The sequence below is a fragment of the Amycolatopsis methanolica 239 genome (assembly GCF_000739085.1).
GTDB classification, from domain to species: domain Bacteria; phylum Actinomycetota; class Actinomycetes; order Mycobacteriales; family Pseudonocardiaceae; genus Amycolatopsis_E; species Amycolatopsis_E methanolica.
This window is the reverse complement of record NZ_CP009110.1, coordinates 6,305,025-6,328,924: the sequence shown is the minus strand read 5'-3', so window position 1 is coordinate 6,328,924 and position 23,900 is coordinate 6,305,025. Positions and strand designations below refer to the sequence as shown.

Annotated in this window: 25 protein-coding genes; 19 read left to right on the top strand and 6 right to left on the bottom strand. The window is 70.4% G+C overall.

All coding sequences use genetic code 11. The features are described from left to right. Positions 1-168 precede the first annotated feature (168 nt). The 11 genes from AMETH_RS30725 (at position 169) to AMETH_RS30675 (ending at position 12,178) form a co-directional block, all read left to right on the top strand. On the top strand, positions 169-1,116 hold the full coding sequence (locus tag AMETH_RS30725) for a carbohydrate ABC transporter permease (RefSeq protein ID WP_017985060.1): 948 nt from the start codon (positions 169-171) through the stop codon (positions 1,114-1,116). Beyond that, complete coding sequence (locus tag AMETH_RS30720; RefSeq protein ID WP_017985059.1) at positions 1,113-1,931, top strand: carbohydrate ABC transporter permease; 819 nt, start codon at positions 1,113-1,115, stop codon at positions 1,929-1,931. The genes AMETH_RS30725 and AMETH_RS30720 overlap by 4 nt, the downstream gene beginning before the upstream one ends. Then, on the top strand, positions 1,931-2,851 hold the full coding sequence (locus AMETH_RS30715; RefSeq protein ID WP_017985058.1) for a Gfo/Idh/MocA family oxidoreductase: 921 nt from the start codon (positions 1,931-1,933) through the stop codon (positions 2,849-2,851). Before AMETH_RS30720 ends, AMETH_RS30715 begins: the two co-directional genes overlap by 1 nt. Positions 2,852-2,853: 2 nt before the next feature. Continuing rightward, positions 2,854-4,143: an enolase C-terminal domain-like protein gene (locus AMETH_RS30710; RefSeq protein ID WP_156131748.1), complete on the top strand. Its 1,290-nt coding sequence runs from the start codon at positions 2,854-2,856 to the stop codon at positions 4,141-4,143. Between the two features lie 143 nt (positions 4,144-4,286). Beyond that, the gene (locus tag AMETH_RS30705) at positions 4,287-6,044 is read left to right on the top strand and encodes a family 20 glycosylhydrolase (protein WP_156131747.1); all 1,758 of its coding nucleotides are present in this window, start codon (positions 4,287-4,289) and stop codon (positions 6,042-6,044) included. After that, positions 6,041-6,982: an ROK family protein gene (locus tag AMETH_RS30700; protein ID WP_017985055.1), complete on the top strand. Its 942-nt coding sequence runs from the start codon at positions 6,041-6,043 to the stop codon at positions 6,980-6,982. The genes AMETH_RS30705 and AMETH_RS30700 overlap by 4 nt, the downstream gene beginning before the upstream one ends. After that, positions 6,961-8,595, top strand: coding sequence for a hypothetical protein (locus AMETH_RS30695; RefSeq protein ID WP_156131746.1), 1,635 nt, complete (start codon positions 6,961-6,963; stop codon positions 8,593-8,595). The genes AMETH_RS30700 and AMETH_RS30695 overlap by 22 nt, the downstream gene beginning before the upstream one ends. Beyond that, positions 8,592-9,356, top strand: a complete 765-nt coding sequence (locus tag AMETH_RS30690) for an amidohydrolase family protein (protein WP_017985053.1) — start codon at positions 8,592-8,594, stop codon at positions 9,354-9,356. Before AMETH_RS30695 ends, AMETH_RS30690 begins: the two co-directional genes overlap by 4 nt. Beyond that, positions 9,353-10,120, top strand: a complete 768-nt coding sequence (locus AMETH_RS30685) for an amidohydrolase family protein (RefSeq protein WP_017985052.1) — start codon at positions 9,353-9,355, stop codon at positions 10,118-10,120. The genes AMETH_RS30690 and AMETH_RS30685 overlap by 4 nt, the downstream gene beginning before the upstream one ends. After that, entirely contained in the window at positions 10,104-11,120 is a 1,017-nt protein-coding gene (locus AMETH_RS30680) for an NAD-dependent epimerase/dehydratase family protein (protein WP_017985051.1), read from the top strand. The genes AMETH_RS30685 and AMETH_RS30680 overlap by 17 nt, the downstream gene beginning before the upstream one ends. Positions 11,121-11,122: 2 nt before the next feature. Next, on the top strand, positions 11,123-12,178 hold the full coding sequence (locus tag AMETH_RS30675) for a dihydrodipicolinate synthase family protein (protein WP_017985050.1): 1,056 nt from the start codon (positions 11,123-11,125) through the stop codon (positions 12,176-12,178). A gap of 498 nt (positions 12,179-12,676) precedes the next feature. Here the strand turns inward: AMETH_RS30675 and AMETH_RS41805 are convergent, their stop codons facing one another. After that, positions 12,677-12,802 (bottom strand): hypothetical protein, encoded by a 126-nt coding sequence (locus tag AMETH_RS41805; RefSeq protein WP_267283461.1) that lies wholly within the window; start codon positions 12,800-12,802, stop codon positions 12,677-12,679. A 36-nt stretch (positions 12,803-12,838) separates the two neighbouring features. On the opposite strand from AMETH_RS41805, the gene AMETH_RS39465 reads away from it, so the two are divergent. After that, on the top strand, positions 12,839-13,054 hold the full coding sequence (locus AMETH_RS39465; protein ID WP_209436827.1) for a hypothetical protein: 216 nt from the start codon (positions 12,839-12,841) through the stop codon (positions 13,052-13,054). Here AMETH_RS39465 and AMETH_RS30660 read toward each other — a convergent pair. From AMETH_RS30660 to AMETH_RS30645, 4 genes are read right to left on the bottom strand one after another with little or no spacing between them, the layout of a single operon-like run. Then, positions 13,044-13,889: a class II fructose-bisphosphate aldolase gene (locus AMETH_RS30660; protein WP_017985047.1), complete on the bottom strand. Its 846-nt coding sequence runs from the start codon at positions 13,887-13,889 to the stop codon at positions 13,044-13,046. The two genes, AMETH_RS39465 and AMETH_RS30660, sit on opposite strands and share 11 nt — an antisense overlap. Beyond that, a complete protein-coding gene (locus tag AMETH_RS30655; RefSeq protein WP_017985046.1) occupies positions 13,877-14,821 on the bottom strand; it encodes a 1-phosphofructokinase family hexose kinase in 945 nt (314 codons plus the stop codon). The genes AMETH_RS30660 and AMETH_RS30655 overlap by 13 nt, the downstream gene beginning before the upstream one ends. Then, positions 14,818-15,744, bottom strand: coding sequence for an ROK family protein (locus tag AMETH_RS30650; protein WP_017985045.1), 927 nt, complete (start codon positions 15,742-15,744; stop codon positions 14,818-14,820). Before AMETH_RS30650 ends, AMETH_RS30655 begins: the two co-directional genes overlap by 4 nt. 3 nt (positions 15,745-15,747) lie before the next feature. After that, positions 15,748-16,632 (bottom strand): SIS domain-containing protein, encoded by an 885-nt coding sequence (locus AMETH_RS30645; RefSeq protein ID WP_017985044.1) that lies wholly within the window; start codon positions 16,630-16,632, stop codon positions 15,748-15,750. A 183-nt stretch (positions 16,633-16,815) separates the two neighbouring features. Here AMETH_RS30645 and AMETH_RS30640 point away from each other — a divergent pair, with 183 nt between their 5' ends. The 4 genes from AMETH_RS30640 (at position 16,816) to AMETH_RS30630 (ending at position 20,854) form a co-directional block, all read left to right on the top strand. Continuing rightward, the gene (locus AMETH_RS30640) at positions 16,816-17,601 is read left to right on the top strand and encodes a DeoR/GlpR family DNA-binding transcription regulator (protein ID WP_017985043.1); all 786 of its coding nucleotides are present in this window, start codon (positions 16,816-16,818) and stop codon (positions 17,599-17,601) included. A gap of 279 nt (positions 17,602-17,880) precedes the next feature. Further along, positions 17,881-18,417, top strand: a complete 537-nt coding sequence (locus AMETH_RS41800) for an enolase C-terminal domain-like protein (RefSeq protein ID WP_157628491.1) — start codon at positions 17,881-17,883, stop codon at positions 18,415-18,417. After that, a complete protein-coding gene (locus AMETH_RS41795) occupies positions 18,339-18,722 on the top strand; it encodes an enolase C-terminal domain-like protein (protein ID WP_051079463.1) in 384 nt (127 codons plus the stop codon). Before AMETH_RS41800 ends, AMETH_RS41795 begins: the two co-directional genes overlap by 79 nt. A 1,151-nt stretch (positions 18,723-19,873) precedes the next feature. Then, positions 19,874-20,854: an AraC family transcriptional regulator gene (locus tag AMETH_RS30630; protein ID WP_017985042.1), complete on the top strand. Its 981-nt coding sequence runs from the start codon at positions 19,874-19,876 to the stop codon at positions 20,852-20,854. A gap of 74 nt (positions 20,855-20,928) precedes the next feature. On the opposite strand, the gene AMETH_RS30625 is transcribed toward AMETH_RS30630, so the two are convergent. Then, positions 20,929-21,654: a type 1 glutamine amidotransferase domain-containing protein gene (locus tag AMETH_RS30625; RefSeq protein WP_017985041.1), complete on the bottom strand. Its 726-nt coding sequence runs from the start codon at positions 21,652-21,654 to the stop codon at positions 20,929-20,931. 260 nt (positions 21,655-21,914) lie between these two features. Between AMETH_RS30625 and AMETH_RS30620 the strand changes: the two genes are divergently transcribed. From AMETH_RS30620 to AMETH_RS30610, 3 genes are read left to right on the top strand one after another with little or no spacing between them, the layout of a single operon-like run. Next, a complete protein-coding gene (locus tag AMETH_RS30620; protein ID WP_017985040.1) occupies positions 21,915-22,934 on the top strand; it encodes a DJ-1/PfpI family protein in 1,020 nt (339 codons plus the stop codon). Next, positions 22,931-23,410, top strand: coding sequence for a nuclear transport factor 2 family protein (locus AMETH_RS30615; RefSeq protein WP_013673014.1), 480 nt, complete (start codon positions 22,931-22,933; stop codon positions 23,408-23,410). Before AMETH_RS30620 ends, AMETH_RS30615 begins: the two co-directional genes overlap by 4 nt. Positions 23,411-23,466: 56 nt before the next feature. After that, complete coding sequence (locus AMETH_RS30610) at positions 23,467-23,895, top strand: nuclear transport factor 2 family protein (protein ID WP_017985038.1); 429 nt, start codon at positions 23,467-23,469, stop codon at positions 23,893-23,895. Positions 23,896-23,900 lie beyond the last annotated feature (5 nt).

Genomic DNA, 23,900 nt, shown 5'->3' with positions numbered 1-23,900 from the left:
GACACCCCGTGGAGCTGGGGCTAGTTTCCCGGTATCACTTTTCGGCGGACCGTAATTGATGTTCCGGACACAATCTATTGCTTGGCGCTCCGCTGTCAAGGGGCAAACCCCAGCGAGCAGGCCCCCGAGTCGACCGGGTGCCGCCCGCCTGACGAAGGGAAGTGGTGCATGGCCACAAGTGCCACGACCACGAACCACGCCACCGCCGGCCGGATCCAGACCGCCGGCCCCCGCCGCAAGGCACGCCTGCATGGGCGGTGGCATACGCCGTACGTCTTCCTCCTGCCCGCGCTGGTGCTGCTGGCGGTGTTCTTCATCTGGCCGGCGGTCACCGCGGTACAGCTGGCGTTCTTCGACTACCACGTGGTCAGCCCGCCGACCTGGGTCGGCCTCGACAACTTCAAGCGGCTGCTCGGCGATCCGAGGTTCTTCACCGCGCTGAAGAACTCCGGGCTGTTCATGGTCGGCATGGTGCCGCTGCTGGTGGGGCTGCCGCTGTTGCTCGCGCTGCTGGTGAACCTGCCGCTGCGGGCGATCAAGGTGTTCCGGCTGCTGTACTACCTGCCGGTGGTCACCTCGATGGTGGTGGTCGCCATCGCCTGGAACTACGTGTTCCACCAGCGCGGGGTGCTGAACTGGGCGCTCACCTCGGTGGGGCTGTTCGACAAGCCGGTGCAGTTCCTGCTGGACACCGGGTGGGCCCTGCCAGCCCTGGTTCTGGTCGAGGTCTGGAAATCCGCCGGCTACTACATGATGATCTACCTGGCGGGGCTGCAGTCCATTCCGACCTCGTTGTACGAGGCCGCCAGGGTCGACGGCGCCAGCTCATGGCAGCGGCTGTCCCACATCACCATCCCGCTGCTGCGGCCCTACCTCGCCGTGGTGGTGGTGCTCGCCACCATGGATTCGGTCCAGGTGTTCACCTCGGTGTTCGTGATGACCCAGGGCGGGCCGCAGGACCACACCATGACGCTGGGCTACTACATCTACGACAAGGCGTTCCGCGAGTTCGACGTCGGCTACGCCAACGCCATCGGCCTGGTGCTGTGGGCCATCCTGATCGTCTTCTCGCTGGTCAGCTACCGGATCACCCGGGGCAAGGTGACGGTGCCATGAGCCGCAACACGAAGATCCTGTTCTACCTGCTGATGTCGGCGATCTCGGTGGTGTTCGTCGGTCCCTTCCTGATCCTGCTCTCCACCGCGGTCAAGCCGATCAGTCAGCCGATCTTCTCGTTCCCGCCGCAACTGGTCCCACTGCCACCGGTGCTCGACTGGTTCATCGAGGCGTGGACCCAGATCTCCTTTCCCCGCTACCTGTGGAACTCGGTGCTGCTGGAGCTGCTCACCGTGCCGGCCTACCTGGTGATCTCCGCGCTGGCCGCCTACCCGCTGGCGCGCATGCGTTTCCGGGGCCGGCAGGTGGTGTTCGGGCTGATCGTGTCCACCATGTTCCTGCCCGGCGAGGTCATGCTCGTGCCGCGGTTCCTGATCGTCTCGCAGCTCGGCATGGTGGACACCTTCGCCGGGGTGGTGCTGCCCGGACTGATGTCCGCGTTCGGTGTCTTCCTGCTGCGCCAAGCGTTCGAGCAGCTTCCCCGTGAGCTGTTCGAAGCGGCCAGGGTGGACGGATGCAACCAGTGGCAGACGTTCTGGCGGGTGGCGCTTCCCCAGGTCGCGCCGACCATGGCCACCCTGGCGATCTTCGCGTTCATCAACGTGTGGAACAACTTCATCTGGCCGCTCGTGGTGCTCAAAACCGACTCCAACTACCCGCTGGCGCTCGGCCTCGCCTACCTGGCCGGCATCTTCGGTGACGATCAGCGGAGCCTGGCGGCCGGCACCGTCATGGCGCTTGCCCCGGTGCTCGTGTTCTTCATCGCGATGCAGCGCCACTTCATCGAAGGAATGAAAGGATCGGTGAAGGGCTAGTGACCGCCCTCCGCATCGGTTTGGTCGATCTGGACACCTCGCACCCCGAGTGCTTCCTGCCGTTCGTGCGCGCGCACGGCCACGAGGTCGTCGCCGTGTACGACGGTGGCACGGTGTGGGACCCCGGTTATGCCGAGCGCTTCGCCGCGCAGCACGGCATCGCCACGGTGTGCCGGTCGCTCGACGAGATGGCCGCGCGGGTCGACGTGGCGTTCCTGCACGGCTGCGACTGGGACCTGCGGATCGAGCGGGCCCGTCCGTTCGCCGAAGCCGGTGTCGGCCTGCTGGTGGACAAACCCTTCGGCGGCACCGGTTCCGCGATCCACTCGCTGGTCTCCTACGCCGAGACCGGGCTGCGGATCACCGGCGGCTCGGCCCTGCGCTGGTGCACCGAGGTGCGCCGGTGGCGGGCGGAGCATGCCGGCGATCCGGCCGAGTTCGCCCTGGTCGGCTGCTCGGGTGAGGAGTTCGACTACGGGATCCACGCCTACTCGATGCTGCACGGGCTGTTCGGTCCCGGTGTGGTCGAGGCAAGGCATCTCGGTGGGCACGGTCAGCAGCGAGTAGAGCTGCGATGGGAGGACGGCCGCACCGCGATGGTGAGTGTCGGCCCCACCCAGGCACGGCACCCGTTCCACGCGACCGTCCTTTCCGGACGGTCGGTGCGGAACCTCATCGCCGACCCGGACGGGCTCTACGAGGAGTTCCTGAACGCCACCCTGCCCTATCTTGCCGGCGAGGCGCCGGCGCCGCTGCCGCTGCGGCAGCTGGTCGAGCCGGAGCTGGCCGCGTTGGCCGGGCTGGTGTCGCGACGCGACGGCGGGCGGTGGGTGGAGCTGCGCGATCCCGCGCTCGACGCCGTGTCCTTCGACGGGGCCGCGTTCGGTGCCCGCTACCGGGCCGCGAAACGAGGCGGGTGACCGTGCGCGAGAGGACCGCCGATATCCGGGTGCTCGGCGCGGAAGTCTCCTTCCGCGAAGTGCCCTTCGCGTCGCCGCTGGTACTCAGCTCCGGGCCGATCACCGGGCTCACCGAGGCGGTGGTCGAGGTCGTGGTGCGCAACCGCGCCGGGCGCACCGCGCGCGGCAGGGGCTCCGTGCTGCTGTCCCACCCGTGGGCCTACGGCGGGCAGCCGCCCCGGGGTGAGGACCGCGACGTCGTGTTCCGCGGGGTGGTGGAGCAGCTCACCGCCGGGCTGCCCGGCCTCGGTGACCAAGCGGATCCGCTGCGGCTGGGCTCTCTTCTGGCCGCAGCGTCCCGGGAAATTGTTGTGCGGCAAGGAATTCCGGAACTCGCCGGGCTCGTCTGCGCCGCTCCGGTTGACGCGGCATTGCACGACGGGTGGGCGAAAGCCCTTGGCGCGCCGGCGTATCGGTGCTACACCGGGGAGCACCTCGGCGCGGACCTCGCCGACTACCTCGGCCCGGATTTCCGCACTCGCTTCCCCGGGGACTACCTGCGTGCCACGCCACTGGAGCGCCTGCCGGTGCAGCACGTGGTGGGGGTGGCCGACCCGCTGAGCCGGGACGAGGCCGACGGCACCACCATGCCGCTGACCGAGTGGGTGGCCGGTGACGGCGTGCATTGCTTCAAGGTCAAGCTGGCCGGGCGTGACCCCGCCGCCGATGCCGCGCGGATCAGCGACGTGTACCTGGCCACCAGTGCCGTCGCACCGGCACCGGTGCGGATCTCGCTCGACCCGAACGAGGCCTACCGCGAGCCAGGGCAGCTGGCCGCGGTGCTGCGGGCGCTCGGGCGACTGGCCCCGGCGGCCCGCGACGCGGTGCGGTACGCGGAACAACCCTTTCCCCGCGACGGCGCGCAGGACCCGGCCGCCATGGCGGAGCTGACCGCGCAGCTGCCGGTCCTGCTCGACGAGGCCTTCATCGACGTGGCGGCGCTCGACCGGCTGGCCGCCGCCGGGTGGTCCGGGGTGACGGTGAAGACCGGGCGCGGGCACACCCAGTCGTTGCTGGGGTACTGCTGGGCTCGCCACCACGGCCGGTTCGTTGCGGTCGCCGATCTCACCAACGTCGGTGACGCGCTGACGCACTCCGCCGCGATGGCGTCCTGGTTACGTTGCGACACAACGGCTTTCGAGTGCAACAGCCGGCAGTATGCACCAGCCGGGAACACCGGCGCGGCCGGTGAGCTGGTGGTACGGCACGGGGAGTTGGACCTGGCCGCGTTGTCACGAGAGGGAATCCGTTGACCAGAGGCGATTTTCCCGCCCCGCCGCCTCGCGCGGTCTTCCCGGAGCCCGGCCGGTTCCATGCGCCACCTGGTTCGGCGGTGTACTGCGCGGCCACGGCGCTGCCAGCCGGTCGGCGGATCGCCGAGCTCACCGGACTTCCGTTGAGAACGACGGCTTCTCCTGGCCGGATCGTCGTCGGCGCCGATCCGGGACCGGGCGGGCTGGTCGTGCCCGACCGGCCGGAGGGGCATGCGATCGCGGTCACGGCCGACCGCATCGAGCTGGCCGCGAACGGGGACCGCGCGCTGGGGTATGCGGCGGCCACCCTGGCCGACCGTGGGCTGGACTGCGGTCGCGTGGTGGATTTCGCCGACCTTGAGCTGCGCGGGGCGCACCTGGATCTGAAGGGGCCGATGCCGGCGCCCGGCTACCTGGCCGGCCTGATGGACCGGCTCGGCCGGTGGCGGCTGAACACCGTGCTGGTCGAGTACGAGGACAAGTTCCCCTACTCCGAACGGCTCGACCTGGCTGGCAAGGACGCGCTGGATCCCGACCAGCTGCGGGACCTGCTGGCGGCAGCGCAGCGTAACGGCATCGAGGTGATCCCGCTGGTGCAGTGCCTTGGCCACAAAGAGTACGCCCTGCAACGGCCGCGCTACTGGGATCTCGCCGAGGACGAGCGACACCAGCAGCTCTGCCCGTCGCGTCCCGGTTCGCTGAAGCTGGTCGAAGCGCAGCTGGCGGAGGTGCTCGCGGCCCACCCGACCGCGCGGCTGGTGCACATCGGCGGCGACGAACCGTGGTCGCTCGGGCGCTGCGCGGACTGCCGGGCGTTCGCGGCCGAACACGGGCGCGCCCGATTGTGGACGCGGTACGTGCGCCGGGTCGCCGAACTCGTGGTGGCCACCGGGCGCCGGCCGGTGGTCTGGGACGACGTGCTGTACTCCGAACGCGATCCGTCCTGTGTGGACGAACTGCCGCCGGAGACGGTGGTGATGGCCTGGGAGTACGCGGCATACCGGGAACGCACCGGGCACGTCCGCTGGGGCAACCCGCCGCAGCTGGTGGCGGCGGCCGGGCTGCGTGCCGCCCCGGACGCGCTCCCCGAGTTTCCGGAGGACGGCGTGCTCGCCGACCTGGAGTCGCTGCCGGAACACGAGCAACGGCTGCTGCGAGCGGTCAAATACGACCTCGACGACCGCGGCGGTCACCCGTTCCCGTGGCTGCGCGGGCTGACCGCCCGCGGCCGCACGGTGATCGGGGCCTCGGCGGCGCGCGGGGCGGACGGCGAGGACGTCTGCGCGCCGCGCTGGGGCAGGCGGCTGCGCAACATCGCGTTGTGGGCACGGCATGCGCGGGCGGCCGGCGCACTCGGCGTGGTCAGCACCGCGTGGTCTGCCTACAGCACGGTCAGCCCACCGACCGAACCGATGGCCGGCGTGGAATCGCTGCTCGCCGCCTCCGGCCACCTGTACTGGAACACCGCGACCAGCAAGGAACGGCTGGAGCGGGCGCTCGGCCCGGTGTGGCTGGCGCTGCGCTGGATCGAGCGTGGTGAACCGCACTACTTGACGGCCGCGCAGGCCCTGCTCGGGCGGCGGCCGGACGGCCGGTTGCCCGTACTGCTCGCCGAGCACGCCAGGCTGTCTACGGACACCGAACGATGGGCGAAGGCGGCCGCCTTCCACCTGTGTGCCGCCCGGCAGGGACCGGCGGGGGAGTGGGCGCGGGACGAGACGCGCTCCGGGGTGGGGCGCACGCTGGTCGCCTGGGCCGACTGGCGCACCAGGTTCGCCGCCGAGCTGCGCGACGACTACGCCGGTGCGGGCGCCAAACAGCTCGCCGAGATCAAGTCCGCCGAAGCGGTGCACCGGCTGCGGCGGCTGGCCGAGGACCTGGATGCCGGAGGCCGCGGGTGAACCCGACCCTACTCGGCGTCGATATCGGTGGCAGCTCGGTGAAGGCGCTGACCTGGTCGCCCGCCGGCGGTGTCGGGCAGCGCTGGCGGGAGCCGATCTCCCGCGAGGCCGGCGCGGCCGCGGTCATCGGCCAGATCCTATCCATAGTGGACACATCGGTCGCCCGTTCCGGGGCGACGGCCATCGGCGTCGCCGTGCCGGGCGTGGTCGACGAGAACGCCGGGGTCGCGGTGTTCTCGGAGAACCTTGGCTGGCGCGACTGGCCGGTGCGCAGCGGGATCGCCGAGCGCACCGGCCTGCCGACCGCGATCGGGCACGACGTCCGGCTCGGCGCTGCCGCCGAATCGGCACGGCACCCTGGCGACCTCGTGTTCGTCGCCGTCGGGACCGGGGTTGGCGCGGCGGCGGTGCTCGACGGCCGGGTGCGCGCCACCCGCTTCTCCGGCGAGATCGGCCATCTCGTCGCCGAGCGGGACGGGCCGCCGTGCGCCTGCGGGAAGTCCGGCTGCGTCGAGGCGATCGGCTCGGCGGCGGCGATCGCCGGCCAGTACACGAAGCGTACCGGCGAGCGGGTGGACGCGCGGGAGGTCGCCGCACGGCTGGAGCGGGGTGATCCGGTCGCCGGAGAGGTCTGGCGGCGCGCCGTCGACGCGCTCGCCCACGGCGTCACCGCCGCGATCGCGGTGCTCGACCCGGACGTGGTCGTGGTCGGTGGCGGACTGGCCGCGGCCGGCCACCTGCTGTTCGACCCCTTGCGTGCCGCGCTCGCGCCGAGGCTGGCCGGCCTCGGCGCGCCACAGGTACTTCCCGCCGGCCTCGGCCAGTGGGCCAACGCCGTCGGCGCCGCGCAACTCGCGTTGCGGTCGTCGGTGCGCGACGGGAGCGGGAATCGGGACAACAGGAGAAGGAGAACATCGTGCGCAGACAAAGACGTCTGATCCTCGCAGCGGTGGCCGCGGCGGTCACCGTGCTCGTCTCGGTGCTGCCGGGCACCGCGGTGGCCGCACGCGCGGCAGGCGCGCAGGCGAAGGTGGCGAACATCCTTGCCGCCTACGGTGGTGAGATCCGTGAGGCACAGCCCCGCGCGGACGGGTACCGCCACGTGGACACCGATGCGACCCTGGACAAGCTGGCCGAGCTGCACAACACCACGTTCGTCAACCTGATCTGGGACGCCCCAAGCGACTGGGACGACTTCCGCACCGAGCTGCTCCCGGCCGCACAGCAGCGTGGCCTCGACGTGTGGGTCTACCTGGTGCCGCCGACCGAGTGCAGCGCCGAGCGGTGCTCCTACCCGTTCAAGACCGACTACCTGCGGTGGGCGCAGGAGATCGCGACGCTGTCGAAGCAGTATCCGGCGCTCAAGGGCTACGCGATCGACGACTTCAACCACAACCTCGACCTGTTCACCCCGGACTACGTGCGGCAGATGCAGGACACCGCGAAGTCGATCAACCCGGACCTGGTGTTCCTGCCGCAGGTCTACAACCAGACCGTCACCACCGCGTTCGTCGACTCTTACGGGCCGATCATCGACGGGCTGATCCTGGCCTACCGGGACGACCCGTACCGCAACACCCAGCGGACCGACACGTTGCGCGGCCAGCTCGACGCGGCGTCGGCGAACCTCGCCCGCTACGGCAAACCGCTGGTGCTGATGAACTACACCAGCAACCTCTCCGGCACGCCGTTCCCGCCGAACCCCGACTACGTGCGCACCACCACCGAGATCGGCGCCGAGTACGTGGCCGCCGGAAAGCTGGGTGGCACCGTCACCTACATCCTGCCGCTGAACCCGGCGGACGACTGGCGCAACGACAACCATGCGCACGGCGGGGTGGGCAGGCTCAGCCTCTTCGTGCCGATGGCCACCCCCACCAGGCCGGGTGACGAGGCGAGCGCGAGCCAGGTCGTGCAGGTGGACCCGAACGCCCCCGACTACCGGATCACCTTCCGGCAGGACGACACGTACTACAACGGCGGCGCGGCGACGGGCTACCAGTTCAAGCAGCTGCTGGTGGACGGCCAGCCGGTGTGGGAGGCCGATGTGGCCACCGACGATCTCGGGTACACCGATGTCCAGGTCGACCTTTCCGCTCAGCTGCGCGGAAAGACCAGCGCCACGCTGACCTTCCGGCTGCTGGAGCGCAAGGCCGTCACGAACTTCTGGGTCGATGCGCGCGTCGACGACATCGAGGCCATCGGGTTCACCGTGACCAATCCCGGTTTCGAAAGCCGTGACGGCTGGCAGTTGGCGGCCAACACCCCGGCGATCCTGCCCGATATCGAGCACTACCTCGTCGACCGCGCGGACCAGGCGTTCGCCGCCGTGCAGGGGGTGTACGGGCCGGCGCGCCTGGTGCTGGAGGCCCGCGACTCCGGGCGCCAGGGATTGGTCGCCGTGGCCGAGCAGGCCTGGGCCCAGCAGCGCGCGGGACGGCCGCAGGCGGCCGGCGCGCTCGCGCGCGCCTACGCGGCGCAGGCTCGCGGGCTCCGGCTGCCGGCACTCGCCGAGCTGGGCGACCAGGTGGCGGGGGAACTCGCCGGATGACGCGCGAGAACACGACCGAGCGGGAGGGACGCCTGCCTGGCATCCCTCCCGCGCAGGTCCTCGATGTGGACGTGCTGATCGGCCGGTACCCGGACCGGCCGGGCCCGCCGGGGGACCCGGCCTCGGTGCGGGCCGTGCTCGACGAGCACGGGATCGGCGGGGGATTGGTGTGCTCGTTGCGTGGCGCGCTCTTCGACGTCGACGCCGGTGACGCGGAGACGCTGGCGCTAGGGCTGCCCGGCATGCACGCGGTGTCCACTGTGGACCTAAGGGACGGGCTGCGCGCCGAGCGAACCCTTGACCGGCTCGCCGAGCACGGCCGGCGGGTGATCCGGTTGTTCTGCGAGGAGCAGCACATCGAGCCGGATTTCCCCGCGCTGTGGCGGGTCACCAGGCTGGCCGCCGAGCACGACTTCCTGGTGCTGCTCGGCGGGGACGTGCGGCGGATGTGGCGGCCCTTCGCCGGGATCGGTGCGTGCGTGGTCTTCCTGGACACCCACTTCTACCACCTGGGTGATTTCCTCTTGCTGGCAAGGGACGAGCCGGGCTTCCACACCTCGACCAGGCTGCTCAACTCGCCGGACGGACTGGAACTGGTGGCGGCCGAAGTGGGTGCCGAGCGGTTGCTACTGGGCACCCGGTCCCCGCTCTACGAGCCGGCGGTCCCGTTACTGCGGCTCTCGGCGTCCGGATTGGACGACGCGCAGCGGAGCCTTGTCGCCGGCGCGAACCTGCGACGCCTGCTGGAGGGACGAACGTGATCGTCGATGTGCACGCGCACTGGGGCCCGTGGTTCTTCGCCATGGATGTCGGCCGGGTGGAGACCAGCATCGCGGTGATGGACCGAGCCGGCATCGACCTGCAGATCGTGTCGTCCAGCGAGGCGGTGATCTACGACCCGGCCGCCGGCAACCGGCGGATGGCCGAGGTGCTCGCCACCACCGACCGGATGCTCGGCTACCTGGTGATCAACCCCAGGGAGCTGGCGCAGGCCGAACGCGACCTCGCCGAGCTCCTGCCGTCCGGCCGGTTCGTCGGTGTCAAGATCCACACCGACTACACCGGTACCCCGATGTCCTCACCGCGGATGCGGGACGCGCTCGCACTGGCCGCCGGGCACGGCCTGCCGGTGCTGGTGCACGCCTGGGACACCGCGGTGCTTGACCTCGCCGCGCACTGTGTGGCGATCTCGGAGCTGCGCGCGATCGCCGGGCATATGGGCGGATCGGGCTGGCGGCACGCGATCGAGGCCGCCGCGGCCTGCCCAAGGCTGTACCTCGAACCGTGCTTCTCCCACTTCGAGGCCGGCAGGGTGGCCGCCGTCGCGTCCGAAGTGGACCCTCGCCAGTTGCTGTTCGGCACCGACGCCACGTTGATCGACCCGGCGGTGGCGCTTGGCGCGGTACGGGCCGCGGCACTGCCGGCCGAGGTGCTCGATCAGATGATGTGGCGCAACGCGGTGCAGCTGTTCGGGCTCGCCACGCCCGCCGATGACAAGGAGGAAGCCAGTGCCGACCGAGGCTGAACTCGACGAGCTGATGACAAGGCCGTCGCCTGGGCTCATCGCCGAGCTGTCCACTGTGGATGGTGATCTGGTGGTGCTCGGCGCCGGCGGCAAGATGGGCCCGAGCCTGGTGCGGCTGGCCAGGCGCGCGGTGGTCGACGGCGGGCTGGACAAGCGGGTGATCGCGGTGTCCAGGTTCGGCTCGGGGGAGCTGGCCGAGCGGTTGGCCGCCGATGGCGTCGAGATCGTGCGCGCCGACCTCACCGACGAAGCCAGCCTGGCCGGACTGCCGGACGCGGGCGCGGTGGTCTACCTGGTCGGCGCGAAGTTCGGCAGCCACGGCAACGAATCCTTCACCTGGATGGTCAACAGCTACCTGCCTGGCCGGATCGCGCAGCGCTACGCCGGTGCGCGGATCGCCGCCTTCTCCACCGGCAACGTCTACCCCCTGACGCCGGTGACCGCGGGGGGAGCCGACGAGCGCACCCCGCCGGGGCCGGTCGGCGAGTACGCGATGTCGTGCCTCGGGCGCGAGCGGGTGCTGGAGCACTTCGGGTCCGCCAACGGCACCCCGATCGCGTTGCTGCGGCTGAACTACGCGATCGACCTTCGCTACGGGGTGCTGGTGGACATCGCCCGCCGGGTCCGCGACGGCGAGGAGATCGACCTCACCACCGGCAATGTCAACGTGGTCTGGCAGGGCTGGGCCAACGAGGTCGCGCTGCGCTCGCTGCGGCTGGCGGGCACGCCCGCGGTGCGCATCAACATCGCCGGCCCGGAGACGGTCTCGGTGCGCAAGCTCGCCGAGGCGTTCGCCGCCAGGTTCGGTGTCTCCGCGCGGTTGACCGGCGAGGAGGCGCCGACCGCGCTGCTGTCAGACGGTGGCGCGGCGCACGCGTTGTTCGGCTACCCGAGCGTCGGGCTGCACCAGCTCATCGACTGGACCGCGGACTGGGTGCGCTCCGGCGGAACGTTGCTGGACAAGCCGACCAAGTTCGAGCGCAGGGACGGGAGGTTCTAGCGATGGCGGAACTGGACGTCGAGCGGGCCGCGCTGCTGCGCGAGGGCTGCGTGATTCCGGCGCACCCGCTGGCCATCGACGAGGCGCGGCGACTCGACGAGCGGCGGCAGCGCGGGCTGACACGCTACTACCTGGCATCCGGTGCCGGCGGGGTCGCGGTCGGTGTGCACACCACGCAGTTCGAGATCCGCGACCCGCGGTGGGGGCTGCTGCGGCCGGTGCTGGAGCTGGCCGCCGACGTCGTGCGCGCGGAGGTCGGTCGGCCGGTGCTGCTCGTCGCCGGCGCCTGCGGGCCGACCGCGCAGGCGGTGGCCGAGGCGGAGCTGGCGGCGGAGCTCGGCTATCACGCGGTGCTGCTCGGTCCCGGCGGCCTCGACGGTTACTCGGAGGACGAGCTGGTTGACCGCACGGCGGCGGTCGCCGAGGTGCTCCCGGTGATCGGTTTCTACCTGCAGCCCGCGGTTGGTGGCCGCCCGCTGTCCGCCGGATACTGGCGGGCGGTGGCCGAGCTGCCCGGTGTCGCGGCCATCAAGATCGCTCCGTTCGACCGGTACGCCACGATCGACGTCGTGCGGTCGGTCTGCGAGTCGTCCCGCCGGGACGAGATCGCGCTCTACACCGGAAACGACGACAACATCCTGGCCGACCTGCTCACCCCGTTCACCGTCGGGGTGCGGGGCGAGCGGGTGCACAAGCGGATCGTCGGCGGGCTGCTCGGGCAGTGGGCGGTATGGACCCGGCGCGCGGTCGAGTTGCTGGACCGGGTGCGCGCCGCCGGGCACGATCCCGGTGAGCTGCGCGCGCTACTCGGGCTGGCGCCCGCGCTCACCGACGCCAACGCGGCGATCTTCGACGCCGCGCATGGCTTCCACGGGTGCGTTCCCGGTATCCATGAGGTGCTGCGCCGTCAGGGTCTGCTCGCCGGGCGGTGGTGCCTCGACCCGGCCGGACAGCTCTCGCCAGGCCAGGCGGACGAGATCGACCGGGTCAGCCGCGAGTACCCCGAGCTGACCGACGATGAGTTCGTCGCCGAGCACATCGAGGACTGGCTGCGCTGAGGAGCAGAGATGTCCACAGTGGATTCACGTGGTGGTCCGGTGACGTTCGCCGTCGTCGGTGCGGGAGACCGCGGCCGAACCTACTCGCGGTGGATCCGGCGGCACCCGGCGCGGGCCAGGGGGGTGGCCGTCGCCGATCCGAGTGCCGAAGCACGCCGTCGCGTGGCGGCGGGCAGCGCCGAGGTGCGCGAGTTGGCGAGCTGCTTGCCGCGCCGAGGATGGCCTGGACTGGATCGGCTACGTCACCGGCAGGCGGATCGAGCGGGTCTCCAGTTTCGGTTCGCTGCGGCACTTCCGCCGGGAGAACCGGCCGGCCGGGGCCGCCGACCGCTGCCTCGAGTGCGCGGTGGAGCCCTCCTGCCCGTACTCGGCGTCCCGCCTGTACCTGGGTGTCCAGCGCGAGCGGGGTGCGGTGTGGCCGGTCAGTTCGATCACCGAGGACACCGACGAGGACGGGGTGCTCCTGGCCCTGCGTGAAGGGCCGTTCGGGCGCTGTGTCTACGCCTGCGACAACGACGTCGTGGACAACCAGGTGCTGGCCATGGAGCTGGCCGGCGGGATCGCCGCCACCTTCACCATGACCGCGAGCAGACCCACCGCCGCACCCAGATCTTCGGCACCCACGGGTTCCTGGAGGGCGACGGCGAGGGAGTGCGGATCGTGGACTTTCGCACCGGCGCGGAAGTCCACCGCCGCGCCGCCGTGGCCGGTGGTGCGGACGCCGGAGTGCTGGACGCCTTCGTCACGGCCGTCGCCACCGGCGACCCGCGCGCCATCCGGACCGGGCCCGGTGAGTCGCTGGCCAGCCACCTCGTCGCGTTCGCGGCGGAACGAGCCCGCCACTGCGGGACCGTCGTCGGTGTCCCTACCGGATAGCGACCGGCCGCAGGATGCGGCAGAGCCTGGTGACCTCGCGGGTGACGGCCGCGCGGCCGGGACCGAGGTAGCGACGGGTGTCCACCGCGCGCGGTTCCCTGGCAAGGCACTCGCGCACGGCTCCGGTGAGCACCTTATTGAGCTGCGTCGCGATGTTGATCTTCGTCATCCCGGCGGTCACCGCGGTGGTCAACTGGTCGTCGGGGACGCCGGAGGAACCGTGCAGCACCAGCGGCACCGGCACGCCGGCGTGCAGCCTGCCGATCAGGTCGAAGTCCAGGCTCGCGTCCCTGGTGAGCATGGCGTGCGAGGTGCCGACGGCCACCGCGAGCGCGTCCACCCCGGTCGCGGCGACGAACGCGGCAGCCTCGGCCGGATCGGTACGCGCGCCGGGGGCGTGCACCCCGTCCTTCCCGCCGATCTCGCCGAGCTCGGCCTCCACCCACGCGCCTGCCTCGTGGCAGCGCCGCACGACCTCGGCGGTGGCGGCCACGTTGTCCGCGTAGGTCATGTTCGATGCGTCGAACATGACCGAGCCGAAACCGATCCCCACCGCCTCCGCGACCAGTTCGGCCCTGGTGGCGTGGTCGAGGTGCACCGCAACCGGCACCCTGGCCGCGCGGGCAACCGCGCGTGCGGCCATGCCGAGCGGGGCGAGCCCGCCGTGGTAGTCGACCGTGTTTTGGCTGATCTGCAGGATCACCGGGGCGTCGCACTCCTCGGCGCCGGCCACAATCCCTTCGGCGTGCTCCACCTGGACCACGTTGAACGCGCCGACGCCACGCCGCTCCCGCCGCGCGGTGGCCACGATCTCGCCGGTTCCTACTTCGGGCATGACTGCTCCTCGTCGGGTTCGATGCGGGTCACTCGGATCCGGCCACGCAGCCGCCGGTAGGCCGGCAGGTCGAAGCCGCCGGCGACCGGGCTGAGCACGGTCGCGGCCGACAGCGCGACGGCCTCGGCCAGCCGCCGCGGCCAAGGGGTCGCGTCCACGAGCCCGAGTGCGAGTGCGGCCACCGCCGAGTCACCCGCCCCGGTCGGGTTGCCGGTGAACCGTTCCGGTGGCCTCGCCCGCCACGTGCCGCCCGCGTCCACGGCGAGCAGGCCGTCCGGGCCGAGCGAGGCCACCACCGCCTCGCTTCCCCGCTCGCGCAGGGCACGGGCCGCCGCGAGCGGGTCGGTCAGCTCGGTGGCGGCCACGAGCTCATCGGCGTTCGGCTTGATCAGCGCCGGCCGCTCGGCCAGTGCCCGGAGCAATGGCTCGCCGTCGGCGTCCACCAGCGCGGGCACGCCGTGTTGGCGGGCGAGGCGCACCAGCTGGGCGTACGCGTCGACCGGGAGCCCAGGCGGCAGGCTCCCGGACAGCACGGCGAGCGCCGCCGCGTCCATCAGCTCCGCGAACCGAGCGAGCAGCTGTGCCCACTCGGGGTGGGAGACCACCGGTCCCGGCTCCAGGTACAGGGTGGTCCGGCCGGTGCTTTCCTCGACAACGGCGACGGTCCGCCTGGTCTCGCCGGACACCGGAAGCACGGACTGCGGCACCCCGCTCGCGGCGAGGTCGGCACGCACCGCATTCCCGGCGCGGCCACCGGAGAAACCCAGCACGGTGGCCTCGGCACCGAGCGCGGTCAATACCCTGGCGACGTTCACGCCCTTGCCACCGGCCATGGTGGTCACCCGATCCACCCGGTTGGCGGCGCCGGGGGTGGCGACCGCCATGTGATAGGTGACGTCCAGCGCGAGGTTGGGGCAGACGACGACGATCACGAGGCCCCCCGGTCGCCGCCGAGTTCGATGGCGAGCAGCCCGGCACCGAGGCAGCCGGCCCGGTGACCGAGTTCGGCGATCACCACGCGCGGCGGCGGTTGGAAGGTCAGCCGCTCGGCCAGTGCCGTGCGCAGCGGCGCCAGCAGGGTTTCCCCCGCCCCGCTCAGGCCACCGCCGAGGACCACGAGCGGCGGATCGAGGATCCTCGTGCCGGCGGCCAGCCCGTCGGCCAGCGCCGCGACGGCCTCGTCCCAGACCTTCGCGGCCGTCCGATCGCCGCGACCGGCCAGCCGTGCCACGTCCTCCGCGGTGACGGCGCCCCGCCCGCCCTCCGCCGTGTACCGGCGGGCGATCGCACTGGCCGAGGCGAGGGTCTCCAGGCAGCCACGCGCGCCGCATTCGCACGGGTCGCCGTGCGGGGCGACGTGAAGGTGGCCGAGCTCCCCCGCGCACCCGTTCGTCCCGGGGACGACCTTGCCGTCGAGCACGATCGCGGCCGCGAGCCCGGTGCCGATCGGCAGGAACAGGAAGGAGCCGTGCCCGCGGCCCGCACCCCACCGCGCCTCCGCGAGCGCGCCGGCGCGTACGTCGTGGCCGAGCGCGACCGGCACGCCGAGCCGTTCGGCGAGCATGGTCCTCAGCGGCACGTCCCGCCAGCCGATGTTGGCGGAGTAGCTGGCGATGCCGGCCGGCTCGTCGACAAGGCCCGGGACGACGACGGCCGCGGCGCCGACCTCGGTGCCGAACCTGGCGCCGGCGGTGGCGGCCAGTTCGGCGGCGAAGTCGACGATGCCGGCCACCACCGCGTCCGGCCCGCGGTCCCGATCGGTCGGCCGGGCGGCCGTGTGGGCCACACCGCCGTCGTGGTCGAGCAGGGCGCCCTTCATGGTGGTCCCGCCGACGTCCAGCGCGACGACGTGCATCGCCTATGCCTCGGTGAGCACGACCGAGCGGGTCAGGTTCCGCGGCCGGTCGGGGTCGTAGCCGTTGGCGCCGGCGATGGCGACCGCGAGGCGCTGGACGCGGATGAGGTCGGCCATCGGGTCGCGGCCGGTGCGCACGAACGTGGCGCCGGTTCGTGCGACGTCCTGCGCGAGGCCTTCCGGCGGCTCGCCGAGCGACCACACGACGCGGCCTGGCCCGGCGATGGCGATCGGGCCGTGCCGGTACTCCATGGCGGGGTAGGTCTCGGTCCAGGACCGTGCCGCCTCACGCATCTTCAGCGCGGCTTCGTGCGCCAGGCCGATCGTCCACCCGCGACCGAGGAAGGTGAACTGCTCGGCGGCCACGAGATCCGCCGGCAGCTCCTCGTCCAGTGCGAGCCGAGCGTCCAGCACCGCCGTGCCGATGTCCTCGCCGAGGTGCGCGCGCAGCAGCGCGAGCTGCGTGGTGGCGAAGCGGGTCTGCACCACCGAGCGCTCGTCGGCGAACGCCAGCGGGAGCACCTCGTCGGCCAGGTCGGCCACCGCGGTGGCCGGGTCCGCGGTGATGGCGACGGTCGGCGTGCGCCCGCGCAGCTCGGCGAGCAGGCGCAGCACCTCCGTCGTGGTGCCGGAGCGGGTGAGCGCCAGCACCCGGTCGTAGCGGCGCCCGGCGGGGAACTCGGAGGCGGGGAACGCGTCGGTGTGTCCCCATCCCGCCCGCTCCCGGAGTGCGGCGTAGGCCTTGGCGATGAACCACGACGTGCCGCAGCCCATCACCGCGATCCGCTCGCCGCGCCGAGGCAGCACGCCGGCGACGTCGGGTACGAGGGCCGCGGTGCGCCGCCAGCACTCCGGTTGGCTCGCGATCTCCGCCTCGGTATGGGACATCCGGCACGCTCCTGACCTAGCCGCTGAAGAAACTTGAAGATCAACTGCAGAAAGTTGATCGATATCGGGCATATTCAATCAGTTTTAGGCGGACATGGGTAGTCTTACCGCGTGTTTCCTCGCCGAGGGGCGATACTTGCGCGGGTCGGTGGACGGGCGGACAACGCGGGATCGGGGCAAAGGTTGGATCGGCACGAACGGCTCGGCGCGCTGCTGGAACTGTTGGGGCGGCACGGCAAGCTCGACGTCGAAACGCTCGCGGCCGAGCTGGCCGTCTCGACGGCCACGGTCCGCCGCGACCTCGACCACCTCGCCGAGCAGCAGCTGCTCATCCGAACCAGGGGCGGAGCCGTCGCGAACGGGGTCGCCTACGACCTGCCCGTGCGGTACCGGACCGGCAGGAATGCGGTGGCCAAGGGCAGGATCGCGCGGGCGGCAGCGGAGCTGGTCGAGCGAGGCAGCGTCATCGGGATCAATGGCGGTACCACCACCACGGAGGTCGCACGCAGCCTCGCCCTCCGGTCGGACCTCGCGTCGATGGGTGACGACGTGGCGTTCACCGTGGTGACGAACGCGCTGAACATCGCCAACGATCTGGTTCCCCGGCCGCAGGTGAAGATCGTGGTCACCGGCGGGGTGGCGCGCCGGAAGACCTTCGAGCTGGCCGGGCAGCTGGCCGCGCGCATCCTGGACGATCTCACCCTGGACCTGCTGTTCCTCGGGGTGGATGCGATCGACCCCGCGTTCGGCGCCTGCGCGCACAACGAGGACGAGGCCGGCATCAACCGGTTGATGGTGGAGCGGGCGAGCCGGGTGGTGGTGGTCGCGGACAGCTCCAAGCTCGGTGCCGGGGCGTTCGCCAGGATCTGCCCGATCGGGGCGATCGACACGCTCGTCACGGACGACGGTGCGCCGGCGGATCTGGTGCGCCGATTCCAGGACGAGGGCGTGGTAGTCACCGTGGTGTGATCGTCCCGGTGCGATCCATGGCAGGCGTGTCCGCATTTCATGCGCGCCTGTCCGCACTTCGTGAGCGGGTGTCCGCACTCTGCGATCGCGTGTCGTGCATCCACGAACAGGAGCGCGGGGCTTTCCCGCGGCGACCCCGGCCGCACGCCACCGGTCGGGATCGAAACTGGCATCAAGCGCGCCAGCACGAGCGCTGCGCTCCCGAAGGACAGCCCGATGCCGTGGGTCCCCCCTTGGCCCAGGTGCGGAATCGCCGAGGTGCCGGCCTTGCGCGCCACCATGGACCGGCTGGTCGCGGAGAACCGGTTCGCCAAGGCCGCGGTGGAGGTGGCGCTCTTCGATGCCTGGGGCAGGACCGTCGGGTTGCCGGTGTACGCGCTGCTCGGCGGGCTCGCGCAGGATCGTGTCCCGGTCACCTGGGCGCTGGGTGCCGCCCGGCCGCACGAGATCATCGAGGAGGCCACCGGCAAGCTGGATGCCGGGAAGCACGCCAGTTTCAAGCTGAAGATGGGTTCGCAGGATCCGGAGGCCGATGTCGAGCGGATCGAAAAGGTCGCCTCGGCGCTGGCTTCCCGGGCGAGCCTGCGGATGGACATCAATGCGGCATGGGACGAGCTGACCGCCACCCGCTACCTTCCGCGGCTGCAGGCCGCCGGCGTCGAGCTCATCGAGCAGCCGCTGCCGGCCTGGGACACGACGGGGCGGCCCGGCTCGCCCAGCTCCGGGAGATCCCGATCATGGCGGACGAGAGCCTGCGCAGCGAACAGGACGCGCTGCGCATCGTCAAGGCCAACGCGGCGGACATCTTCTCGCTGAAGGTCACCAAGTCCGGCGGTTTCACGGTGACCCAGCGGATCGCCGCGGTCGCCACCGCGGCCGGGATACCGTGCCACGGCGGCACGGCCATCGAATCGCCGATCGGCACGGTCGCCGGGCTGCACCTGTGCTGCGCCACCCCGTCGGTGACCTTCGGCAGCGAACTGTTCGGGCCGCTGCTGATGGCCGAGGAGCTGCTCGTCGAGCCGCTCGACTACCGGGACGGGCACCTGCGCGTACCGCACGGTCCCGGCCTCGGGGTGACACTCGACGAGGAGAAGGTGCGCCGACTCACCCGGGGATGAGCAGGTGTGATCCGGCTGCTCCCGCAGGGCACGCGGGAGCAGCCGGACGGCTTTCGGCGCTTGGCGCCCTCCGTGTCCGGTCGTGGCTTGCCGGCATCCGGCCGATCCGCATGCACCCGGCCGATTCAGGGGTGGTGACCACGTGTCCGGCGCCGGTGACGGGGATTCCCGATCGGACAGCGGGAGAATGCATCAACGTTGCTCGGCGTGGAGTGTTAGAAGGGTGGTGGTTCGTTGTCGGGCTTGGCGTCGGGCGCGGGTTCGGGTGTGGGGGCAGGTGGTGTGCGGGGTTTGTCTGATTCGCTGGGTTTGCGGCGGCGGGCTTCGGCGTCGACCCGCCCATAGGTCGCCGTCCCCACCGCCACCGGTTGGTCCGAGGTGAGGGTGACCATGCCCTCGCCCTGGTCCATCAACTGGACGTCGCGGCCGTGGCGGCGGGCGGGGTCGACTGGCGTACCGCCCGTTGGGTGGATTTCCGCAACGAGCGCCGGTACTTAGGGTGACCGGGCATGCGATCCGGTGGGAATTCGCGCCACCAGCCACCCCGCCATGATGAGCATACGAGCGCGAATCCCCACCGGTGCGCCGAAGGCGTGCCCGAAACCCAACCACCTCTCTCCCAGAACGCCGATACCGCCTGGCACCCGACGTCCGGTGCAACGCCTCGCCCCACGGCCAATCCCCGCCAACGGCGATCCAGTCGGAATCCGCACGAACTCAGTAGGAATCCACATCATCGCGGTCCCCGACCAGCCGTAATGTCGATCAGTGCCGCACGGGACGGGGTGCGCACCGGGAACCTGCATGGGGAGGAATGCGGTGATTGGACTACCGGCCGAGCTCGAATTGCCTGCTCAGGCGGCTAGGGCGAGCGCTGGGCGATACGGCGCGGCGCTGGTAGCTCCGGCCGAGCCGCAGGTGGCGACGGAGGTGGTCCCGACTGGGCCGTACGCAGCGGCGCTGGTACCTGCAGGTGAGCGGTACGGCGTGGCACCGGCCTCGGCCCAGCCGCGTGGTGGGGCGTTGGCTTCGACCGAACCGAGCGCGGCATCGCTGGCCCCCGCCGAGTCGCACGCGGCACTGGCTCTGGCCGAACCGAGCGCGGCACTCGCAGCCCCAGTCGGCTACTCCTCGATCGGACGCCGGGCTCGATGATCGACACCACGGGAGATGCCGACATGACCGAAATGCTTCGTCAGCTCCACGAGATCCACACCTCGGGTGACCTGCTCACCGAGATCCGATCCCGTGCCCCGGAGCTCGGCGGCAATAACGGGGGATGGCCAGGGCTGACGTTCTATCGTTTCACGCATCCGGTCGCGCCGAAGTGGGCCGAGGTCAAGTCGCTGTCGCTGTGCATCATCGCGCAGGGGCGCAAATGCGTCACGGTCGACGGGCAGAAGTACTTCTATGACCCGTTCAACTACCTGGTGCTGAGTAGCAGCCAGCACTTCCAGGCCGAGATCCTCGAAGCCACCCCGGCCAAGCCCTTCCTGTCCTTCGTTCTGCAGATCGATCCCACCCTGGTCCGGCGGGTGTCGTCGGACATCCTCGACCGCCGCACCACGACCTTCGGGCGGCCGGTGGAGAGCAAGCCGGAGCGCGCGTTCGTCACCGCGCTCGACTGTAACCTGATGGGCGCGGCGATGCGGTTCCTCCGTGCGACGCACACCGGGGCCGACCGGCGGGTGCTGGCGCCGGTCTATCTGCAGGAGATGGTCTACCGGGTGCTGCAGGCGGAGCAGTACGCCCGGCTGCTGGAGATCGCCGCCACCCAGGCCGCCAGCAACCCGGTCAGCGAGGTCATCTCCTACGTGCGGAAAAACATGTCCGAGCCCCTGACGGTGAGCGACATGGCGGAGCAGGTTTCACTCAGCCCGTCCGCGTTCTCTCATCTCTTCCGCGACGTCACGGGTAAGTCGCCTTACCAATTCGTGAAAGAGACGCGGCTCAACCGCGCGCGGGAGTTGCTGATCGAGAACAAGCTGAGCGTAACGCAGATCTCGCGGGCGGTCGGCTATTCGAGCGCATCCCATTTCATCAATGAGTTCCGCGACCGGTTCGGTGCGACCCCGCGTGCGTACTGCGATCTGCAGTCGCTCAGTCATGAGCTGCGAATCCAGAAGGGCTGACGACGAGAGGCCGTGCTCGTGGGGCGGCAGGGTGCCCCACGAGCACGGCCTCGTGACGGCGGAAGCGATCCGCGTTACTTCACGGTTTCCAGCACCGCGCTGTGCGCCTTGACGAGCTGCTCCGCCAGAGGCTCGGAGGCCGCCGGATTCTGTCCGGTGTAAAGGTTCCCGTCCACCACCACGTGCGGTTCCCATGGGCCGCCGCTCTTCTCGAACTTGCCGCCGCTGGCGATGAGCCGGTCTTCCAGCAGCCACGGCGCCTTGTCGGCGAAGCCGACCTGCCCCTCCTCGACATTGCTGAAGCCGGTGACCCGACGGCCCGCGAACAGCCAGTTTCCGTTGTCGTCCTTGGCCGGCAACAGGGCGGCCGGGCCGTGGCAGACGGCCGCGACCGCTTTCCCGGAGTCGGTGAAGTTGCGGACGAGCGCGCCGAACTTCTCCGACACGGCAAGATCCTCCATCGGCCCGTGTCCACCGGGGACGAACACGAAGTCGAAGTCGCCGGCGTCCACTTCGTCCAGATCCACCGGCGAGTTGAGCTCGGCGGCGATGCTGTCGAGGTATGCGCGGAATCGCTTGCCCGGCTCTTCCGAACCCCCGTTCATGGCCGCGGTGAAACCGGCTTCGTCCGCCGTCGGGACGGCGGCGCCAGGGGTGGCGATCGTGATGTCGAAACCGGCGGCGCGGAAGACCTGGTGCGGAACGGCCAGCTCCTCGGGCCAGAAACCGCAGGAGTGCCGGGTGCCGTCGGCCAGCGTCCAGTAGTCCTTTCCGGACACTGCGAACAGTACGCGCGTCATGGAATGCCTCTCTGCGTCGGATGTGATGAGGTTTCCGCGGCGCCACGCACGCGGAAACATGTTATGACCCTAATCGCGGCGAACCTGAACGGTCAGCTCCTTCGGCTGAATCTTGCAGAGATCAGCAGGAATCCACACACCCCTCCCAACCGTGTCGGAATCCGCACAACTCTCGTAGGAATCTTCGATGCGAGCCGGGTCACACGCTGGGTACCGTTCCGCCACGGTCTTCGATAACCAGCCGTTCACCTGGAGTTGACATGCCGCGTATCGCTTACCTGGTCTCGAGTGCTCGCGAGATCGAACTCGCAGACGGCACACTGCATCCCACCGGTTACTTCGCCGAAGAAGCCTTGAAACCGTACGAACGGTTTGTTGCCGCGGGCGCCGACGTCGTAGTGGTCACCCCGGACGGCCGCGAGCCTTTCGCCGACCCGTACGGGCTCGAGAACTTCTTCCACTATCCCGAAGAGGACCAGGACTACTTCGCCTCCGTCACCCGTACGTTCCACCAGGATCCCGACGACGTCCGGGTGACGCTGCACCATATGACCGAACAGGGTCTGGTCGCGGCACGCCGCATCGCGGCGCGACTCAAGGAGCGCGGGATGTCGGCGAGCGACGCGCATGCGCTGGTCAGCAAGGCGGCGAAGATCGCGTGGCGGGAGGACCGCCAGCTGATCGATGTGATGGTGGAGGAGGGTATCGACGGCGGTCTGTCCCGTGCGGAGATCCAGGCGGCCGTCGACGAGCTAGACGAGGCGAGCCGGGCGCTCGCCGCGGAGCGCCGCAGGCGACTCGAAGCCATTCCGGGCTTCCGCAATCCCGTTTCCCTAGCCGATCTGACCGACGAGCAGCTCGCCGAGTTCGACGCCGTGTTCGCCCCAGGCGGGCACGGGCCGATGGTCGACCTCGCAGACAACCCGCACGTCGCCCGCCTGCTGACGATCCTGCACGAGAAGACCGCGCCGATCGCCTCGCTGTGCCACGGCCCCGCCCTGCTGCTGTCCGCGCCGGAGCGGGAAGACGGGCAGTGGCTGTTCGACGGCTACCGCATGACTTGTTTCACCGACGAGGAGGAGGACCAGACGGCCCCCGGCAAGCTCGGGTTGCCGTGGTACGTGGACACCGCACTGAAGAACGCCGGCGCGGTGTTCGACGACGGCCCGGCCGCGTGGGTCTCGCATGTGGTGGTCGACCGCAATCTGATCACCGGTCAGAACCCCGCATCGACCGAGGCCACCGCGGACGCTGTCCTCAAGGCACTCCAGATCCGATGAAGCTCTTCAAACGCAAGTCGATTCCCCGTGAGGAGCAAGGGATTGTGAACACTACGCCGGAACAGACCGTCAGGGCATTCCTCAACGCCTTCCAGCTCAGGGATGTCGAGGCAGCACTGTCCGTTGTGGACAAGTCGGTCCGAGTGGAGATCTTTCCCCTCGATGTCCGAGAAGGCGGCTTCGACGACATCCGCACCGCGCTGACGGACATCGTCACCGCATTCCCCGATCTTCACCTGGTGATCAAGGACGTCATCGAAACCGGCTCGGTGGTCACCGCGGAACTCAAGGTCGAGGGCACCCAGGCCGCGGACTACGCCGGCGCGGTCAACCAGGAGAAGCACCTGGACGTCGATCAGGCGTGGCGGTTCACAGTGGATGGTGACCACATCGTCGGTATCCACGTCTACTGGTGCCAGAACCAGCTCTACCGCCGCCTTGCCGTGAAACGACTCGACCAGATCGCGATTGTGTGAGGGCTCCCATGACTACCACGGAACCAGCAACCCGAGAGCTCACGTCCCCCGCCGATGTGGTCGCCGCGTTCTTCGAGGCGTACTCGCGCCACGACGTCGAGACGATGACCGAGATGTGCACCGACAACGCCGACTTCTCCTATGTCCCGTACGAGGTGTGGGGGAAGCAGCGGGTGCTGCGCGGGGACGGCAAGGTGCGCACCGTCGGCAAGGTCATCTGGAGCGGCCTGATCAACTCCTTTCCCGATCTGTTCAACGTGGTCCACAGCATCGACGCCAATGACAAGGGCGATGTCGTTGTGATGTGCGACATCGGCGGAACCCAGCAGTCCCCGTGGGGGTTCGCCGCACCGAAGGGTGGCAGGTTCAGCGAGCCACACCTGTTCATCTTCCACGTCGACGAGAACGGCCTCATCGACAAGATCAAGGCTTACTGGAATGGGGCCGGAATCAACCGCCAGCTCGGCCACCTCGAAGTCGACTGACAATC

Excerpts from the sequence above, each read along its gene's own strand:
- AMETH_RS30720 (WP_017985059.1), top strand. The coding sequence starts at position 1,113 with ATGAGCCGCAACACGAAGATCCTGTTCTACCTGCTGATGTCGGCGATC.
- AMETH_RS30690 (WP_017985053.1), top strand. The coding sequence starts at position 8,592 with ATGACGCGCGAGAACACGACCGAGCGGGAGGGACGCCTGCCTGGCATC.
- AMETH_RS30675 (WP_017985050.1), top strand. The coding sequence starts at position 11,123 with ATGGCGGAACTGGACGTCGAGCGGGCCGCGCTGCTGCGCGAGGGCTGC.
- AMETH_RS30725 (WP_017985060.1), top strand. The coding sequence starts at position 169 with ATGGCCACAAGTGCCACGACCACGAACCACGCCACCGCCGGCCGGATC.
- AMETH_RS30650 (WP_017985045.1), bottom strand. The coding sequence starts at position 15,744 with ATGCACGTCGTCGCGCTGGACGTCGGCGGGACCACCATGAAGGGCGCC.
- AMETH_RS30615 (WP_013673014.1), top strand. The coding sequence starts at position 22,931 with ATGAAGCTCTTCAAACGCAAGTCGATTCCCCGTGAGGAGCAAGGGATT.
- AMETH_RS30630 (WP_017985042.1), top strand. The coding sequence starts at position 19,874 with ATGATCGACACCACGGGAGATGCCGACATGACCGAAATGCTTCGTCAG.
- AMETH_RS30645 (WP_017985044.1), bottom strand. The coding sequence starts at position 16,632 with ATGTCCCATACCGAGGCGGAGATCGCGAGCCAACCGGAGTGCTGGCGG.
- AMETH_RS30625 (WP_017985041.1), bottom strand. The coding sequence starts at position 21,654 with ATGACGCGCGTACTGTTCGCAGTGTCCGGAAAGGACTACTGGACGCTG.
- AMETH_RS30660 (WP_017985047.1), bottom strand. The coding sequence starts at position 13,889 with ATGCCCGAAGTAGGAACCGGCGAGATCGTGGCCACCGCGCGGCGGGAG.
- AMETH_RS41795 (WP_051079463.1), top strand. The coding sequence starts at position 18,339 with ATGGCGGACGAGAGCCTGCGCAGCGAACAGGACGCGCTGCGCATCGTC.
- AMETH_RS41800 (WP_157628491.1), top strand. The coding sequence starts at position 17,881 with ATGGACCGGCTGGTCGCGGAGAACCGGTTCGCCAAGGCCGCGGTGGAG.
- AMETH_RS30620 (WP_017985040.1), top strand. The coding sequence starts at position 21,915 with ATGCCGCGTATCGCTTACCTGGTCTCGAGTGCTCGCGAGATCGAACTC.